This window comes from Kitasatospora sp. NPDC008050 (genome assembly GCF_042957465.1).
In the GTDB taxonomy this organism is placed as follows: Bacteria; Actinomycetota; Actinomycetes; order Streptomycetales; family Streptomycetaceae; genus Kitasatospora.
On sequence record NZ_JBIBIJ010000042.1, the window covers coordinates 1 to 15,597 of the forward strand.

General features: G+C 72.6%; 15 protein-coding genes. 5 read left to right on the top strand and 10 right to left on the bottom strand.

The window, feature by feature from the left end; all coding sequences use genetic code 11:
* Positions 1 to 275: 275 nt before the first annotated feature.
* From ACFZB9_RS36500 to ACFZB9_RS36510, 3 genes are all read right to left on the bottom strand, one after another.
* Positions 276 to 1,058: a DUF3710 domain-containing protein gene (locus ACFZB9_RS36500; protein ID WP_391454440.1), complete on the bottom strand. Its 783-nt coding sequence runs from the start codon at positions 1,056 to 1,058 to the stop codon at positions 276 to 278.
* A gap of 148 nt (positions 1,059 to 1,206) precedes the next feature.
* On the bottom strand, positions 1,207 to 1,674 hold the full coding sequence (gene dut / locus ACFZB9_RS36505) for a dUTP diphosphatase (RefSeq protein WP_391454424.1): 468 nt from the start codon (positions 1,672 to 1,674) through the stop codon (positions 1,207 to 1,209).
* Positions 1,671 to 2,315 (bottom strand): hotdog domain-containing protein, encoded by a 645-nt coding sequence (locus ACFZB9_RS36510; RefSeq protein WP_391454426.1) that lies wholly within the window; start codon positions 2,313 to 2,315, stop codon positions 1,671 to 1,673. Before ACFZB9_RS36510 ends, dut begins: the two co-directional genes overlap by 4 nt.
* A 106-nt stretch (positions 2,316 to 2,421) precedes the next feature.
* Here ACFZB9_RS36510 and ACFZB9_RS36515 point away from each other — a divergent pair, with 106 nt between their 5' ends.
* Entirely contained in the window at positions 2,422 to 2,859 is a 438-nt protein-coding gene (locus ACFZB9_RS36515) for a DUF3093 domain-containing protein (RefSeq protein ID WP_391454428.1), read from the top strand.
* Positions 2,860 to 3,166: 307 nt separating this feature from the next.
* Here the strand turns inward: ACFZB9_RS36515 and ACFZB9_RS36520 are convergent, their stop codons facing one another.
* The 4 genes from ACFZB9_RS36520 to ACFZB9_RS36535 form a co-directional block, all read right to left on the bottom strand.
* Entirely contained in the window at positions 3,167 to 3,463 is a 297-nt protein-coding gene (locus tag ACFZB9_RS36520) for a DUF4193 domain-containing protein (RefSeq protein WP_391454430.1), read from the bottom strand.
* 588 nt (positions 3,464 to 4,051) lie between these two features.
* Positions 4,052 to 5,035, bottom strand: coding sequence for an acyl-ACP desaturase (locus tag ACFZB9_RS36525; RefSeq protein WP_391454432.1), 984 nt, complete (start codon positions 5,033 to 5,035; stop codon positions 4,052 to 4,054).
* A 160-nt stretch (positions 5,036 to 5,195) separates the two neighbouring features.
* Positions 5,196 to 6,500 carry a sensor histidine kinase gene (locus ACFZB9_RS36530; RefSeq protein WP_391454433.1) on the bottom strand — a complete coding sequence of 435 codons (1,305 nt, stop codon included), beginning with the start codon at positions 6,498 to 6,500 and terminating at the stop codon, positions 5,196 to 5,198.
* 37 nt (positions 6,501 to 6,537) lie between these two features.
* Positions 6,538 to 7,191: a response regulator transcription factor gene (locus tag ACFZB9_RS36535; RefSeq protein ID WP_035846216.1), complete on the bottom strand. Its 654-nt coding sequence runs from the start codon at positions 7,189 to 7,191 to the stop codon at positions 6,538 to 6,540.
* Between the two features lie 446 nt (positions 7,192 to 7,637).
* Here ACFZB9_RS36535 and ACFZB9_RS36540 point away from each other — a divergent pair, with 446 nt between their 5' ends.
* A complete protein-coding gene (locus tag ACFZB9_RS36540; protein ID WP_327066954.1) occupies positions 7,638 to 7,820 on the top strand; it encodes a hypothetical protein in 183 nt (60 codons plus the stop codon).
* Positions 7,821 to 7,953: 133 nt separating this feature from the next.
* On the opposite strand, the gene ACFZB9_RS36545 is transcribed toward ACFZB9_RS36540, so the two are convergent.
* Positions 7,954 to 8,757 (bottom strand): inositol monophosphatase family protein, encoded by an 804-nt coding sequence (locus ACFZB9_RS36545; RefSeq protein ID WP_391454441.1) that lies wholly within the window; start codon positions 8,755 to 8,757, stop codon positions 7,954 to 7,956.
* Positions 8,758 to 8,845: 88 nt separating this feature from the next.
* Positions 8,846 to 9,991 (bottom strand): ferrochelatase, encoded by a 1,146-nt coding sequence (locus ACFZB9_RS36550; protein WP_391454435.1) that lies wholly within the window; start codon positions 9,989 to 9,991, stop codon positions 8,846 to 8,848.
* 191 nt (positions 9,992 to 10,182) lie between these two features.
* Here ACFZB9_RS36550 and ACFZB9_RS36555 point away from each other — a divergent pair, with 191 nt between their 5' ends.
* Together ACFZB9_RS36555 and ACFZB9_RS36560 are read left to right on the top strand one after the other, a co-directional pair.
* Positions 10,183 to 11,448 (top strand): MFS transporter, encoded by a 1,266-nt coding sequence (locus tag ACFZB9_RS36555; RefSeq protein ID WP_391454436.1) that lies wholly within the window; start codon positions 10,183 to 10,185, stop codon positions 11,446 to 11,448.
* A gap of 67 nt (positions 11,449 to 11,515) precedes the next feature.
* Positions 11,516 to 12,832, top strand: a complete 1,317-nt coding sequence (locus ACFZB9_RS36560) for a D-arabinono-1,4-lactone oxidase (RefSeq protein WP_391454437.1) — start codon at positions 11,516 to 11,518, stop codon at positions 12,830 to 12,832.
* A 21-nt stretch (positions 12,833 to 12,853) separates the two neighbouring features.
* Here ACFZB9_RS36560 and ACFZB9_RS36565 read toward each other — a convergent pair whose 3' ends face one another.
* The gene (locus tag ACFZB9_RS36565; protein WP_391454438.1) at positions 12,854 to 13,783 is read right to left on the bottom strand and encodes a hypothetical protein; all 930 of its coding nucleotides are present in this window, start codon (positions 13,781 to 13,783) and stop codon (positions 12,854 to 12,856) included.
* 573 nt (positions 13,784 to 14,356) lie between these two features.
* Between ACFZB9_RS36565 and sepH the strand changes: the two genes are divergently transcribed.
* On the top strand, positions 14,357 to 15,451 hold the full coding sequence (sepH, locus tag ACFZB9_RS36570) for a septation protein SepH (RefSeq protein WP_391454439.1): 1,095 nt from the start codon (positions 14,357 to 14,359) through the stop codon (positions 15,449 to 15,451).
* The last annotated feature ends 146 nt before the right edge of the window (positions 15,452 to 15,597 follow it).

Here is a 15,597-nt window from a genome sequence, read left to right on the forward strand (position 1 = left end):
GGCGCTTCGTTCTTTCGTGTTTCCAGCTTATCAGATCCGGCTCAGTGCCTTTTCCGCTTCGCTTTCCACATTTCGCTTCCGGCCTTTCGGCTTTCGGCGCTCCCAGACTTTAGCAGAGTTTCTGTCTCGCGATTTTCACGCTCATCAGATTTACTCGCCGCCACTTATCGTGGTCCGGGCAACTCGGAGAACTTTACGCACCGACCTACCGGGAGTCAAACCGGCCCCGGACAGCGAGCTGTCCGGGGCCGGTCGATACGGCTGATGAACCCGCCTCAGCGGACCTCGGTGATCTCCGGGCCGCGGGCGAACGGGCTCAGTGAGGCGTCACCGAAGCGCGAGGCCTCGCCCTCGGGGGCGGCGCCGACACCGCCGTCCGCCACCATCTGGGCGTCCTCGGGGAGCTTGAGCACGATCGGGTCGCGGGGCGCCATCGGCGCCTCGCCACGCACGACCACGGTCTGCCGGAAGACCTGCTCCAGCACGTCCGCCGACTCGGGCTGCACCGCGGCCTGGCCCGAGATCACGCCGCGCAGGAACCAGCGCGGTCCGTCACAGCCGACGAAACGGACCAGCTGCACGCCCTGCGTGCCGTCCGGCAGCTGCACCGGGACCTGGGCCCGCAGGTGCCAGCCGAGCGGGCCCTCCTCCTCCTCGACGAGGCCGCCCTGGCTCCGGATGCCGGTCGCGATCTCGTCGCGGACCTCGCTCCAGATGCCCTCGGACCTCGGCGCGGCGAAAGCCTGGAGCTGGATGGCGCTGTTGCCGAGCACCAGGGTGGCGGCCACGATCGCGTCGCCGGCCACCTCGACCCGCAGCTCCATGCCCTCGACGCCGGGGACCAGCAGACCGCCCAGGTCGACCCGGCCCTCGTTGGGGCTCTCCAGCTCGGAGTCGTCCCAGGGACCGTCGGGGCGGGGGGCCGGCGGCAGACCGACGCGGTCGGCCGGGTCCCCCTCCGTCTCCTCGGCCTCCTCGACGGACTCGACGTCGTTCGGCGTCTCGCTCTCGGAGTCGGCGGAACCTTCGACGTCATCGGCCGTCTCGTCGGCGCTGATGGCGTCCTCGGCGAGCTGCTCGACAGCGTCCTCGCTCTTGTGGCGACGACGGAACACGGTCACTGTCCTTCCCGGTCCAAGACCGATGCGAATTCCTGCTCGTACCTTTGGCTACCTGCTCGGCTGCGGCCTGCACGGCCGCGGCATGTTAAACCGCCGCGTGGCCACCAGTCGACCCGAACCCACCCTCGGCGCGTGCGGACCCGGGCAGTTCGGCCACCTCGTGGAAGCGAGCCTTCTCGACCTGCTGGATGACCAGCTGCGCGATCCGGTCCCCACGCCGGAAACTGACCCGCTCGCGCGGATCCAGGTTGACGACGATCACCTTGATCTCACCACGGTACCCGGCATCGACCGTCCCTGGGGCGTTCACGAGCGCAACTCCGCAACGAGCTGCCAGTCCGGAACGGGGGTGGACGAACGCGGCGTAGCCGTCGGGCAACGCGATGGCGATGCCGGTCGGGATCACCGTGCGCTCGCCCGGTTCGAGGTCGGCGTCGACGGCGGCGCACAGGTCCGCTCCGGCGTCGCCCGGCTGGGCATAGCTGGGCAGCGGCAGCTCGGGGTCCAGTCGCCGGATCAGGACCTCGACCGGCGGGCGGGCGGTGGAACTCACGGATTCACCTCAAAGGCTCTTGCTCGTTTGAACAGGTCGGGGTCGTCCAGAGCAGCCTTGATGTCCTGCGGACGACCGTGCGTGGTGAAGTGTTCCAGTTTCACCTGAACGAAGAGCGCGGCGGCCCGTATCGCGACCGGTCCCTCGGGGCCGCCGATCCGTCCTTCGCCCTCGCAGTAGAGCTTGCGACCGTGCACGCCGGTCGCCCGGGCGCGGATGTACAGCCGCGAGTCGACCGGCACCGGGCGCACGAAGTCGGCCTCCAGGCGGCCCGTGACCGAGGCGGTGTGCAGGATCCAGTTGAGCGAACCGAGGGTCTCGTCCATCGCGGTGGTCAGAATGCCGCCATGGGCCAGGCCCGGGCCGCCCTGGTGCACCGCCTTGACGACGAACTCGGCGGTGACGTCGACGCCGTGGCCGGCTCGCACATCGATCTGCAGGCCGCTGGCCTGCTGCGGGCCGCACCCGAAGCAGTGCACGTAGTGCGAGCCGAGCGGGGTGCCGGGCGCCGGTGCCTCGGGGTGGCGGACCGCCGCAACGGCGTCCGGTGGCGCGGTGGTCGGCGAGAGGGGTCTGTGGGGACGCTCGGCAGGGTCGGCGGAGCCCTGCGGAGCCGGTGTGGGGGCAGTGGATCCAGTCACAGCGCCAGACCCTACCCGCCGGTAGGAACGGAGGCGCCGGCCGATTCCGCCCCTTGGACCGGGGGGCCGTGCCGAGCTGGTTGGAACGGCACCCACAATGGGGGACATGTACGACGAACGCCTCACCGCGCCCCGCTCCTGGTGGCTGCTGCCGGTCGCGGCCGGCCTGTCGATCGGCCTGATCCTGCTGCGCTACGGACCAATGCCCGGGCTGGTCGGCCTGGTGGCGGGGCTGGTCGCCGCTGCGGTCGGGCTCAGCTCGTACGGCTCCGCCCGGATCCGGGTGGTGCAGGGCTCGCTCGTGGCCGGCAAGGCCAGGATCCCGCTCGGCGCGCTCGGCGAGGCCAGGCCGCTGGACCCCAAGGAGACGGTGGCCTGGCGCTCGGCCAAGGCCGACCCGCGGGCCTTCATGCTGCTGCGCAGCTACGTGCCGACCGCGCTGCGGGTGGAGGTCACCGATCCGGCCGACCCCACCCCCTACCTCTACCTGTCCACCCGCGACCCCGAGGCGCTGGCCGCCGCGATCGGCGCGGCCCGCTCCTGATCCTGCTCGGCCGGGCAGGCGGGGCGGTGGTGGAGTGCACGAACGGCGATGGGGCGGGGGCGGGCATTCGGGCCCCCCCCCACGCCCGTGGGGGCCAGCCCCCCCGGCGGGGCGGGGGGGGGGGGGGGGGGGGCCCCGCCGGGGGTGGGGGGGGGCCCGTCATGACGGACCCGCCCCATCGCCGTTCGTGCACTGCCGCCGAAGCGGTCCGTGTCCGACCGCCGCGGTGACCCGCTCCGACGGGGCTCAGCACCCGGTCGGCGCCGGTCTGCCGCGACGAGATCGCCGGGCTCGGGCCGCGCGATCTTCAGGAGCAGTCCCTGCAGTAGGCCTGACCGTTCTTCTCGCCGGCCAGCTGGCTGCGGTGGTGCACCAGGAAGCAGCTCATGCAGGTGAACTCGTCGGCCTGCCGGGGCAGCACCCGGACGGACAGCTCCTCGTTGGAAAGGTCCGCTCCGGGCAGCTCCAGGCTCTCGCCGGAGTCGTCGAAGTCGACGTCGACCGAAGGCGCCGCCTTGTCGTTTCGACGAGCCTTGAGCTCCTCGATGCTGTCCTCGTTGATGTCGTCGTCGGTCTTGCGCGGGGTGTCGTAGTCCGTTGCCATGTTCGCTCTCCCCCTCTGGGTGTGTGCGGTATCTCCAGCGCACGTAACGCATGAGGGGCCGGTCTTGTGCCCGACCCGAGGCCGAGATTGTGCCTTACTTCAAGCCCTGTTACTCAATCGACACTCAGCGGCGAGCCCGGCCAGGTGGTCGGGGCCGCCTTCCCGGGGCTTGCGGACAGTGGCCACCGGCGGCCGGCGGGCGCTGTCCGCCGAATACGGATGGTGATGGTACGCCTCGCCAACCCCTTGCGCCAGACCGTCTCCACCCAGGTGGAGCAGTACTTTCCGGTCGATTGCCGGGGAGCGCCATCCACCGGTTCCGGCTACCCTGCGCAATGATCAACCCCGATCGTCTGATCACTCAGAGAGATCATCCGAACGAGTGCGGACTGCTGATGTGATGTTGGTCACGCGACAGAATTTTTTGGCCGAAAGCGTCGCAAACCACCCATCGCCCGAGTGCCTCGGTACGACCCAATCCTGGGCTTCGGCCCTTTCCGTCCGCTCACGATCGGCCCCCGCAGAGCCGTGGCCCGCGTCCGCGCCGAGCTCGGCGCGGACGCGGGCCACGGGCCGCCGTGACGCTGCTCAGCCGGCCGCCCTGCGCTCCGCGGCCTCGGCCCGGCGGGCCAGCAGCGCGGCCTGACGCTCGTCGAACCGGGTGGCCTGGGTGTCCAGCCCGTCGAGGTAGAGGCCGAGCTCCTGCTGGGCCTGCAGGCCCGCCGGGCCCAGGCCCCCGAGCTCCATCACCTTCAGGTGCCGCAGCACCGGCTGGAGCACATCGTCGTGGTGGATCCGCAGGTTGTAGATGCCCCCGATGGCGATCTGCGCGGCCGCGCGCTCGAAGCCGGGCATCCCGTGGCCGGGCATCCGGAAGTCCGTCACCACGTCGCGGACGGCCTGCATGGCCAGGTCCGGGGCCAGGTCCAGCGCCGCCTTGAGCAGGTTGCGGTAGAAGACCATGTGCAGGTTCTCGTCATTGGCGATCTTCGCCAGCAGCTGCTCGCAGAGCGGGTCGCCGGCATAGTGGCCGGTGTTGCGGTGCGAGATGCGGGTGGCGAGCTCCTGGAAGGCCACGTAGGCCACCGAGTGCAGCATGCTGTGCGCGTTGTCGGACTCGAAGCCGGCCGACATGTGCTCCATCCGGGAGCGCTCCAGGGCCACCGGGTCCACCGCGCGGGTGGCCAGCAGGTAGTCCCGAAGCGCTATGCCGTGCCGGCCCTCCTCGGCCGTCCAGCGGTGCACCCAGGTCCCCCAGGCGCCCTCGCGCCCGAACATCGTGGCGATCTCGTGGTGGTAGCTGGGGAGGTTGTCCTCGGTCAGCAGGTTGACGACCAGCGAGACCCGGCCGAGCGGGGTCACCTTGGACTGGCCCACCTCCCACGCCTCGCCGCCGAGCACGCCGTCGAAGTCCCGCCCCTGGCTCCACGGGATGTACTCGTGCGGCATCCACTCCTTGGCGACCTTCAGGTGGCGGTTGAGCTCGGTCTCGACCACCTCTTCCAGGGCGAGGATCAGCCGGGCATCGGTCCAGGCGGTCGAGCCGGTGCGCTGGGCGGGGGCGATGGTCACGACGGGGGCTCCTGAGGGAGGGGACTTACGGACGCGTCACTTACGCAAGCGTAGGTTACGACACCGTAAGTTGTCGGAGCCGGATATGACAAGCGCCCTGGTCCGGCCCTTCGTGCAGGTGACAGGCGTACCAGGGCGCAAGGCCGGGCCGGTGCGGGGCTCAGCCGCCGGGGATTCGTACCCGCATGGTCAGCCCGCCACCGGGGCGCGGCGCCGCCTCGATGGAGCCGCCGTGCGCGCGGACCACCGAGCGCACGATCGACAGGCCGAGCCCGACGCCCTTGTCGCTGCGGGTCCGGTCGGCCCCCTTGACCCGACGGAACGGCTCGAAGATGTGCTCCAGCTCGTAGCCCGGGACCACCGGGCCGGTGTTGCTGACCACCAGCTCGCCGAAACCGCCCGGCCGGGGCGCGGTGGTGATCTCCACCCAGCCGTCGGCCACGTTGTAGCGGACCGCGTTCTGCAACAGGTTGAGCGCGATCCGCTCCAGCAGCACGCCGTTGCCCGACACCGCCACCTGGTGCAGCTCGGAGCGGATCACCACCTCCCGGTCGGCCGCCTCGGAGCGGGTCTGCTCGACCGCGCGCAGCGCCACCTCGGACAGCTCGACCGGCCGCCGGTCGACCAGCTCGTTGTCGCTGCGGGCCAGCAGCAGCAGGCCCTCCACCAGCTGCTCGCTGCGCTCGTTGGTGGCCAGCAGCGTCTTGCCGAGCTGCTGCAGGTCGGCCGAGGTGTTGGGGTCGGAGAGCTGCACCTCCAGCAGCGTGCGGTTGATCGCCAGCGGTGTGCGCAGCTCGTGCGAGGCATTGGCGACGAACTTGCGCTGCGAGTCGAAGGAGCGGTCCAGCCGGTCGAGCATGTCGTCGAAGGTGTCGGCGAGCTCCTTGAGCTCGTCGTCGGGCCCCTCCAGCTCGATCCGGCGGTGCAGGTCGGAGCCGGCCACCTCGCGGGCGGTACGGGTGATCCGGCCCAGCGGGCGCAGCACCCGGCCCGCCATCGCGTAGCCGGCCGCGAAGGCGATCACGGCGAGCACGACCAGCACGACCAGCGCCTTGCGCAGCAGCGAGTCGAGCTCGCTGTGCTGCCCGAGCGTCATCTGGTTCTGGAGGAACTGGTTGAACTGGTCACCGCTGACCACCTGCCCGTTGATCCGGGCCGTGATGCCCGGATCGATGATGATCGGCGGCAGCGGGGTGTTCTGCAGGGCGTTGCGCACCACGACGTACATGAGCAGCAGCAGCACCACCCCCGCCATCAGGAACATGCCGCCGTAGAGCAGGGTGAGGCGGATCCTGATGGTCGGCCGGAACGGCAGCCAGCTCAGCCCGTCACCGGGCTGGTAGGGGGCGTGGTGCTCCGCGGCGGCCGGGCGCGGCGGCTGCTCGGGGCGCGGTGGGTGGCCAGGCCGCGGCGGCAACGTGCGGGAACTGCCGGAGGGCCCGCCGGTGGTGGGCGGGGTGGTCATGAAAGTCGTCCCCTTGCGGTGGAGGAGTGGACGGGAGTCAGATCCGGTAGCCGGAACCGGGCACGGTGACGATCACTGCGGGATCGCCGAGCTTTCGCCGCAGGGTCATCACGGTCACCCGCACCACGTTGGTGAACGGGTCGGTGTGCTCGTCCCAGGCCTTCTCCAGCAGTTGCTCGGCGGAGACCACGGCCCCGCCGGCCCGCATCAGGACCTCCAGGACGGCGAACTCCTTCGGAGCCAGCTGGATCGAGCGGCCGTCGCGCAGCACCTCGCGGCGGCCGGGGTCGAGGGTGATCCCGGCCCGGTCCAGGACCGGCGGCAGCGGGACCGTGGCGCGCCGGCCCAGCGCGCGCACCCGGGCCACGAGTTCGCTGAAAGCGAACGGCTTGGGCAGATAGTCGTCAGCGCCGATCTCCAGGCCCTCGACCCGGTCGCTGATGTCCCCGGAGGCCGTCAGCATGATCACCCGGGTCGCCAGACCCTGCTCCACCACGCTGCGGCAGACGTCGTCGCCGTGCACCAGCGGCAGGTCCCGGTCGAGCACCACCACGTCGTAGTCATTGACCGCGATCCGCTGCAGCGCGGCCTCGCCGTCGTACACCACGTCGACGGCCATGGCCTCCCGGCGCAGACCGGTGGCCACGGCTTCGGCGAGCAGCTGCTCGTCCTCGACGACAAGAACCCGCACAGCGGTTGTCCCTTCTCTGGGGCACGCGCGGCGGGATCGGAAGGTCCCGTACGCGGGCCTGCGACTCCGACGGTCCCTCCATCCTGCCTCCTTGCGGCGTAAAGCACCGGTAAGGCGGTACGCCCCCGCCTCCGGGCCCGCACACCGACACGCCACTCGCATGTGACGGCGGCAACTTTCTCCGGTTTCTCGCGACGGTGAGGTTTCCCGGCCCCCTGACTGGGGAGGACGACTGCACACCCGCGATCACGCCGTCAGGCGATCGCACCCACCCGCCGCGCGTTCATCCGCACCGGTTGGGGGATCAGGTCCCACGGAGCGGCCCCGAGGCCGCATTGGCGTCCGCACCGGTACCAGCCGACCGGTGGGGCGCAGCCGCTGGAACGCACCTCCCATCCGGAGAACGCTCGACCGCGCACGTCCGACACCGTAAGGGGGTCTGCCGCATGGACGCCTTCACCGCCGGAATCCTGCAGCGCATAAGGAACACCGAGCAGGATCTGCACCGCGCACTCGAGTCCGGGGACGAGTTCCTGGCCGAGGTCGAACAGTCCGAACTGGACGACCTGCGTCGGATCGCCACCGACCACGGTGTCGATCCGGTCCTCTCACTGCCCCGCAGTGCCTGAACCGGCGCTCGTCGCCGACCACTTCTCCGCGGCCGACAGACCGGCCCCCGACCGCTGACCCCATCGACCTGTGGTGAGCCCCGGCGCATCCGTGCGCCGGGGCTCACCACGTCCGTAGCTGCTTCGCGTCCGGTCAGTCGTGCCAGGCGCCCAGCTCCTCCAGCCTCGCCTGCAACGGCTCGAAAACGCCGGGCGCGGCCGCCACCACCAGCTCGCCGGAGGCCGGCTCGCCCGGACGGCCGCCGGTGAGCAGGCCCGCCTCGCGGGCGATCAGGCCGCCGGCCGCCAGGTCCCAGGGGGCCAGGCCGCGCTCGTAGTAGCCGTCCAGCCGGCCCGCCGCCAGGTCGCAGAGGTCGATCGCGGCCGCTCCGCCGCGCCGGATGTCACGCATCTCGGCCATCAGGCGGTGCAGTACCTCGGCCTGGTGCACCCGGTTCGGCAGCACGTAGTTGAAGCCGGTGGCGACCAGCGCCTGCCCCCAGGGCGGGGTGGGACGCCCGCCCAGCGGGCGGCCGTCCAGCGTGGCGCCGCGGCCCAGCACCGCCTGGAACAGCTCGCCCCTGGCCGGGGCCTCGACCACACCGACCACCACCTGGCCGTGGTACTCGGCGGCCACGCTGACGCCCCAGTTCGGCAGCCCGTAAAGGTAGTTGACCGTCCCGTCCAGCGGGTCGACCACCCAGCGCACCCCGCTGGCGCTCGGCCGCTCGGTGCCCTCCTCCCCGAGGTAGCCGTCCTGCGGGCGGCGGCCGGTGATCAGCTCCACGATCAGCTTCTCGGAGGCCAGGTCCATCTCGGTGACCACGTCGACCGGGCTGCTCTTGGTGGCCGCGACGCCCAGGTCGGCCGGGCGGCCGTCGCGCAGCAGCGCCCCGGCCTGGTGGGCGGCCTCCAGGGCGAGGGCGAGCAGCTCGTCGAGCAGGGCGGCGTCGGGCAGGGCGGCAGCGGGCAGGGCGGCAGCGGGCAGGGCGGCAGCGTCGGGCAGGGGCTGGTCGGGCACGGTACTCCTCGGCTCGGTGGGTTGGTCAGGCCTGCGCGGCGGCGGGCCTGGGGGCGCGCGGGTTGGGGCAGCAGTTCACGGCGCACACGTCGTGGCTGGCGCCGAGTGCGCCCAGGGCGCAGCGCCGGGGTGCGAGGCCGCGTTCGGTGGCCGCCCGCTCCAGCAGCAGCTCGCGCACGGCGGCCGTGAAGCGCGGGTCGGCGCCGACCGTGGCGGCCCGGGCCACCGGCAGGTCCAGTTCGGCGGCCTTGGCGACGGCCTCGGTGTCGAGGTCGTACTTGACCTCCATGTGGTCCGAGACGAAGCCGATCGGGATCATCACCACGGCCGGGGCGCCACCCTGCTGACGATCCGTCAGGTGGTCGCAGATGTCCGGCTCCAGCCACGGGATGTGCGGGGCCCCGCTGCGCGACTGGTAGACCAGCTGCCAGGGACGGTCGGCCACGCCGCTGGCCTTGGCGACCGCCTCGGCGATCAGCTCGGCCACCGACAGGTGCTGGGCGACGTACGCGCCCCCCGGGGTGCCGCGCGCCGGGTCGTCGGGCGCCCCGGAGCTCTCGGCCATCGCGGTGGGGATGGAGTGGGTGGTGAAGGCGAGCTCGGCCCCGTCGCGCAGCCCGGCGGGCAGCTCGGCCAGCGCCGCCAGGGTCGCGTCGATCATCGGCTCGACGAAGCCGGGGTGGTTGTAGAAGTGCCGCAGCTTGTCGACCCGCAGCGCGGTGTGGCCCTCCGCGGCCAGGGTGGCGAGCGCGTCGGCCAGGTTCTCCCGGTACTGGCGGCAGCCCGAGTAGCCGGCGTAGGCGCTGGTGGCGAGCACCGCGATCCGGCGGTGGCCGTCCTCGGCCATCTCCCGCAGGGTGTCGACCAGGAACGGCGCCCAGTTCCGGTTGCCCCAGTAGACCGGCAGGTCCAGGCCGGCCGCGGCGAAGTCGGCGCGCAGCGCGGCGAGCAGTTCGCGGTTCTGCTCGTTGATCGGGCTGACCCCGCCGAAGCGGAAGTAGTGCCGGCCGACCTCGACCAGCCGCTCCTTGGGGATGCCGCGGCCCCGGGTCACGTTCTCCAGGAACGGCACCACCTCCTCGGGCCCTTCGGGGCCGCCGAAGGAGAGCAGCAGCAGGGCGTCATAGGGAGCGGCGGCGGCCAGGGTGGGCTCGCTGTGGATCTCGGGCATGGCACCGATCCTGCCACCGCGCCGTTCGGGCCCGCGGGCCGGGCGGGGCCGGGCCGCGGACCTAATTTCGTTTGCCACGTTCCGTAAGCTGTGTAGATGAGCCACGTTCCTTACTGAACGACTGAACGGAACCGTGGCCACCACCGCAACCCACCGGGCCCTCACCCGGCTCTTCCCACCCCGGAGCCGCCGTGCTGTCCAACTACCGCCAGATCTTCACCGCTCCCGGCAGTCTCGCCTTCTCGGCGACCGGCTTCCTCTCCCGTCTGCCGATCTCCATGGTCGGCATCGGAATCGTCACCATGCTCTCCCAGCTGCGCGGCTCCTACGGGGTGGCCGGCGCGGTCTCGGCGGTGATGGCGCTGGCGGCCGCGGGCATCGGGCCGCAGATCTCCCGGCTGGTCGACCGGCACGGCCAGCGCCGGGTGGCGCTGCCCGCCACCGCGGCCACCACCGTCTCCACCGTCGCGCTGCTGCTCTGCGCGCGGTCCGGCGCCCCCGACTGGACGCTCTTCGTCAGCGCGGTCGGCATGGGCACCATGCCGAGCACCGGGGCGCTGGTGCGGGCCCGCTGGGCACATCTCTACCGCTCGGACGCGGGCAAGCTGCACACCGCCTACGCGCTGGAGTCGGTGGTCGACGAGCTCATCTTCATCGTCGGGCCGATCCTCTCGATCGGCCTGGCCACCTCGTTCTTCCCGGAGGCCGGCGTGCTGCTGGCCGGGATCTTCCTCGCGGTCGGGGTGCTGCTCTTCACCGCGCAGCGCGACACCGAGCCGCCGATCCACCGCACGGCCCGCGAGTCGAGCGGCTCGGCGATCCGCTCGGCCGGACTGCGGGTGCTGATGCTCACCTTCATAGCCACCGGGGCGATCTTCGGCGCGGTCGAGGTGGTCACCGTCGCCTTCGCCCAGGCGCAGGGGCACAAGGGCGCCTCCAGCCTGGTCCTGGCCGTCTACGCGCTCGGCTCGGGCCTGGCCGGGACGGTCTTCGGCACACTGCGCCCGCGCGGCCCGGCCGAGCGGCGGTTCCAGCTGGGCATCGGGGTGATGGCGCTGAGCATGGTGCCGCTGGTGCTGGCCGCGCGCTGGTGCACCGGCCCCGTGGGCATGCTGGCGGTGGGCGCCGCGCTCTTCCTCTCCGGGCTCTCGATCGCCCCGACCATGATCACCACCATGGGGCTGGTCGCCCGGCTGGTGCCGCCCGCCCAGCTGACCGAGGGGATGAGCTGGACCACCACCGGGCTCGCCCTCGGGGTGGCCGGCGGCTCCTCGCTGGCCGGCTGGCGGGTGGACGCCGCCGGGGCCGCAGCCGGCTACCAGGTGCCGTTGGCCGCTGCCGCCTTCGGCGCGCTGGTCGCACTGGCCGGCGGCCGCTGGCTGCGCACCGCCGGTGCGGAGCCCGTGCCGGTGGAACCGGGCGCCCTGGCCCCGTCGAGTGAGCCCGCGCGACCATAGACCGTGCGGACACCGGTGGCTAGGCTCCCTACCCACTGGTAGTGCACCCGTCGCTGGGAGGCCCCGCATGCCCGCCACCATCACCGCCGGCCGCTGGACCAACTGGGCGGGCAACCAGAGCGCCCAACCGGCTCAGGTGGTCGCCCCCGGCTCCACCGAGGAGCTGGCCGCGGTGGTCCGGCAGGCCGCCGAGCAGGGCCGGACGGTCAAGGCGATCGGTTCCGGCCACTCCTTCACCGCGATCGCCTCGGCCGCCGACGGCGTGCTGGTGCGGCCCGAGGGGCTGTGCGCGGTGCGCGAGCTGGACCGGGCCGCCGGCACGGTCACCGTCGAGGCCGGCCTGCCGCTCAACCGGCTCAACCGGCTGCTGGCCACGGCGGGCCTGGCGCTGACCAACATGGGCGACATCGACGTGCAGACCGTGGCCGGCGCGACCAGCACCGGCACCCACGGCACCGGGCGCGACTCGGCCTCGCTGGCCGCGCAGATCACGGCGGTGGAGCTGGTGCTGGCCGACGGCTCCGTCCGCCGCTGCTCCCCCGCCGAGGAGCCGGAGCTGTTCGCGGGCGCCCGGCTGGGCCTGGGCGCGCTCGGCGTGCTCAGCACGATCACCTTCGGGGTCGAGCCGGCCTTCCTGCTCACCGCCCAGGAGCAGCCGATGGGCTTCGCCGAGGTGCTCGACCGGTTCGAGGAGCTGAGCTCGGTCAACGAGCACTTCGAGTTCTACTGGTTCCCGCACACCGATCGGTGCAGCACCAAGCGCAACAACCGCAGCCAAGGGCCGGCCAGCCCGCTGCCCGCCGCCAAGGCCTGGCTGGAGGACGACTTCCTCTCCAACACCGTCTGGGAGGGCGCCTGCCGGATCGGCCGCGCCTTCCCCCGCAGCATCCCGGTCATCGCCAACGTGGCCAGCCGGGCCTGGTCCGCGCGCAGCTACACCGACACCCCGCACAAGGTCTTCACCAGCCCGCGCAAGGTGCGCTTCATCGAGATGGAGTACGCGGTACCGCGCGCGGCCGCCACCGAGGTGCTGCGCGAACTGAAGGCGCTGGTGGAGCGCAGCCACTGGCGGATCAGCTTCCCGGTGGAGGTGCGCTGCGCCCCGGCCGACGACCTGTGGCTCTCCACCGCGAACGGCCGCGACACCGTCTACATAGCCGTCCACCTCTACCGGGGCACCGCCGAGCAGGGCTACTTCACGGCCGTCGAGCAGCTGATGACGGCGCACCAGGGCCGACCGCACTGGGGCAAGCTGCACAGCCGGGACGCCGAGTACCTGGCCGGGGTCTACCCGCACTTCAAGGACTTCACGGCGCTGCGCGACCGGGTCGACCCGGAGCGGCGGTTCGCCAACGCCTACCTGCGCCGGGTGCTCGGGGCGTAGCCCCCGGCCCCGGAGCCGGGGTCAGGGCGTCGCGGTGGCGCCGGGTTGGCCGGTCGGCGCACCGGCGGGGGTGGCGGCCGGCGGGGCGGCGGCCGGCGGCTGCGTCGAGGCCGGCGGCGTGGCGGCACCCGTCTGCGGGGTGCCGGAGCTGCCCGATGCCCCGCTCGAAGGCGAGGGGGACGAAGAGCCCTGCGGCGTCGGGCTCGCACTGCCGGACGGGGTGGACGGCGTGCTCGGCGTGCTCGGCGCGCCCGACGCGCCGGACGAGCCGGACGCGCCCGACGGGCTGGGCGAGGCCCCCTGCCCACCGGAGCCGGTCGTCGCGCCCGACCCGGTGCTGCCGGTGCCCGGGCTCGGCGCCACCGGGTCGCCGCCCGGCCGCTCGGGTGCCCGGTCGCCGCTCTTGCCACCACTGCCGGGGAGGATCGAGTTGCCGCCGCCGTCATGGCCGGTGGTGATGTCGTGCACGGTCTTGCCGGTGGCCTCCTCGACGATCAGGATCGGCGTCATCGCCAGCGCGAAGACCAGCGCGGAGACCACCGCATAGGTCTTCCAGCTCCGGCGGCGCCGGGCCCGGAACACGCCGGAGTCGTTCCAGTCGCCCTCCGTCGGCCCGCTCTCGGCGCGCCAGGCGCCCGGCAGCGGCGCGGTCTCGGTGAGCGGGACCTGCCGCAGCTCGTTGACGGTCTTGCCGGGCCCGCGCTCGGTGGCGTCCCGCAGCTGCTCCCCGGTGCGCCGGAACAGGTGCTGGAAGAGCGCGCCGCCGGTGGTGGCGCCGATGCTGACCACCGCCGCGCCGATGATCGTCCCGTACACACCGAGCTCCGAGGCGAGCACCGCGCCGACCACGGCGGCCAGCGCACTGGCCGTCACCTGGGCCAGGCTCAGGTCGATCCGCCGTCGGCCCTGGTCGGTCGACGGGGCGGCGGCCCGCTCACTCTGTTCCGGCATCGGTGCTCTCATGTCTCGGCTCGTTCGGTCGCTCAGGAGTTCGGTCGGTAAGTCGTCAGGTCGGTCCAGCAGACTCGTCGGCCCATCCGATAAGCCCGCCCATTGTGCACAAAGAAGGACACAAGGGTCGAAAATCCGGTTTCTTGAAGTCGATATATGTGAAGATGATCACCGTCAACTGATCGGCGGTCCGCCATCGGAGTCTTCGCTCTTGAGATTCCCGTGAATCGCGGGAGACTTGAGCGGCGAGCCGCCCCTGTGGATGCCACGAATGGAGTACTGTTCGTGGAGCCTGAGCCTTCGGTCATCCTCTCGACTGCCACCTCATCGACAGCCGATATGACAGTCTCGGTCCAGGCACGCACGGCGGCGCTCGACCCGAACCGTCGCTCCACATCCACGTGCGGGGAACGGCCGGGAATACCTGACGCGGTGTCACCTGACGACGCGGCGAACAGGCCACCGTGCCACAGCGGCATGACCGGACGGAAGTCCGACACGCCGGAGAACTCTGCAAGGTTGTGGCAAGTCGCCAGTGGGCAGGCCACACTCAGTACGGGAGCAGCGACGCAGGTGACGTCGGCAGGCACCACCCGGGAGGTAACCGTGCCCGAACTGCGCGTCGTGGCCGTCAGCAACGACGGCACACGGCTGGTGCTCAAGGCTGCCGACAGCACGGAGTACACCCTCGCCATCGACGAGCGGCTGCGCGCCGCCATCCGCGGTGACCGCCCGCGCCTCGGCCAGATCGAGATCGAGGTCGAGAGCCACCTGCGCCCGCGCGACATCCAGGCGCGGATACGAGCCGGTGCCTCCGCCGAGGAGGTCGCCCAGGCGGCCGGCATCTCGGTGGACCGGGTGCGCCGCTTCGAGGGTCCGGTGCTCGCCGAGCGCGCCTTCATGGCCGAGCGCGCCCGCAAGACCCCGATCCGCCGGCCCGGCGAGTCCACCGGCCCGCAACTCGGCGAGGCCGTCGGCGAGCGCCTGGTACTGCGCGCGGCCGAGAAGGACACCGAGCGCTGGGACTCCTGGCGGCGCGACGACGGCACCTGGGAGGTGGTCCTCTCCTACCGCTCGGACGGCGAGGGCCGCACCGCGAGCTGGACCTACGACCCGCCCCGGCGGCTGGTCCAGCCCAACGACGACGAGGCCCGCGCGCTGATCGGCGAGAGCGTCGAGCGCGAGGAGGAGTCGGTCTTCCCGTTCATCCCGCGGATCGCCCGGTTGCCCCACGACCGCCCGCTGCGCCCGATGATCGAGCGGCCCTCCGCGGACCGGATCATGTCGCCGCCCGAGCGGCTGCCGGCCCGTGAGGCCGTCGCGGCCGCCGAGGGCAGGGACTCGCTGACCAGCCTGCTCGACGTGGTCCCCGCTTTCCGGGGCGACCTCGCGGTCGGCCCGTCCGCGATCGAGGCCGCGCCGGTGGAGGAGGCCCAGGAGGTCGAGGAGCCGGCCGCCGCGGCCGCCGCGGCCGCCGCCCCGGCCGTCGGTGCCGGCTCGGCGTACGCGGACATCCTGATGCCGCGTGCGGTCGCCCCGCACCGCGAGCGGCTGGTCGGCACCACCGACCGCCAGGCCGAGGCGGACGGCGTGCGCCCGGGCCGCCGGGCCACCGTGCCCAGCTGGGACGAGATCGTCTTCGGCAGCCGGCGCAAGAAGACGGAGTAGGGCCTGCTCGGTCAGGCGGCGGTGGGGCCCCCCCGCGGGGGGGGCCCCCCCCCCCGGCGGGGGGGGCCCCCCCCCCCGCCCCCCGCGCCCCCCCGGGCCCCCGGGGGGGGGGGCCCCCCCCCCCCCCCCCCCGGGGGCGGGGCGCC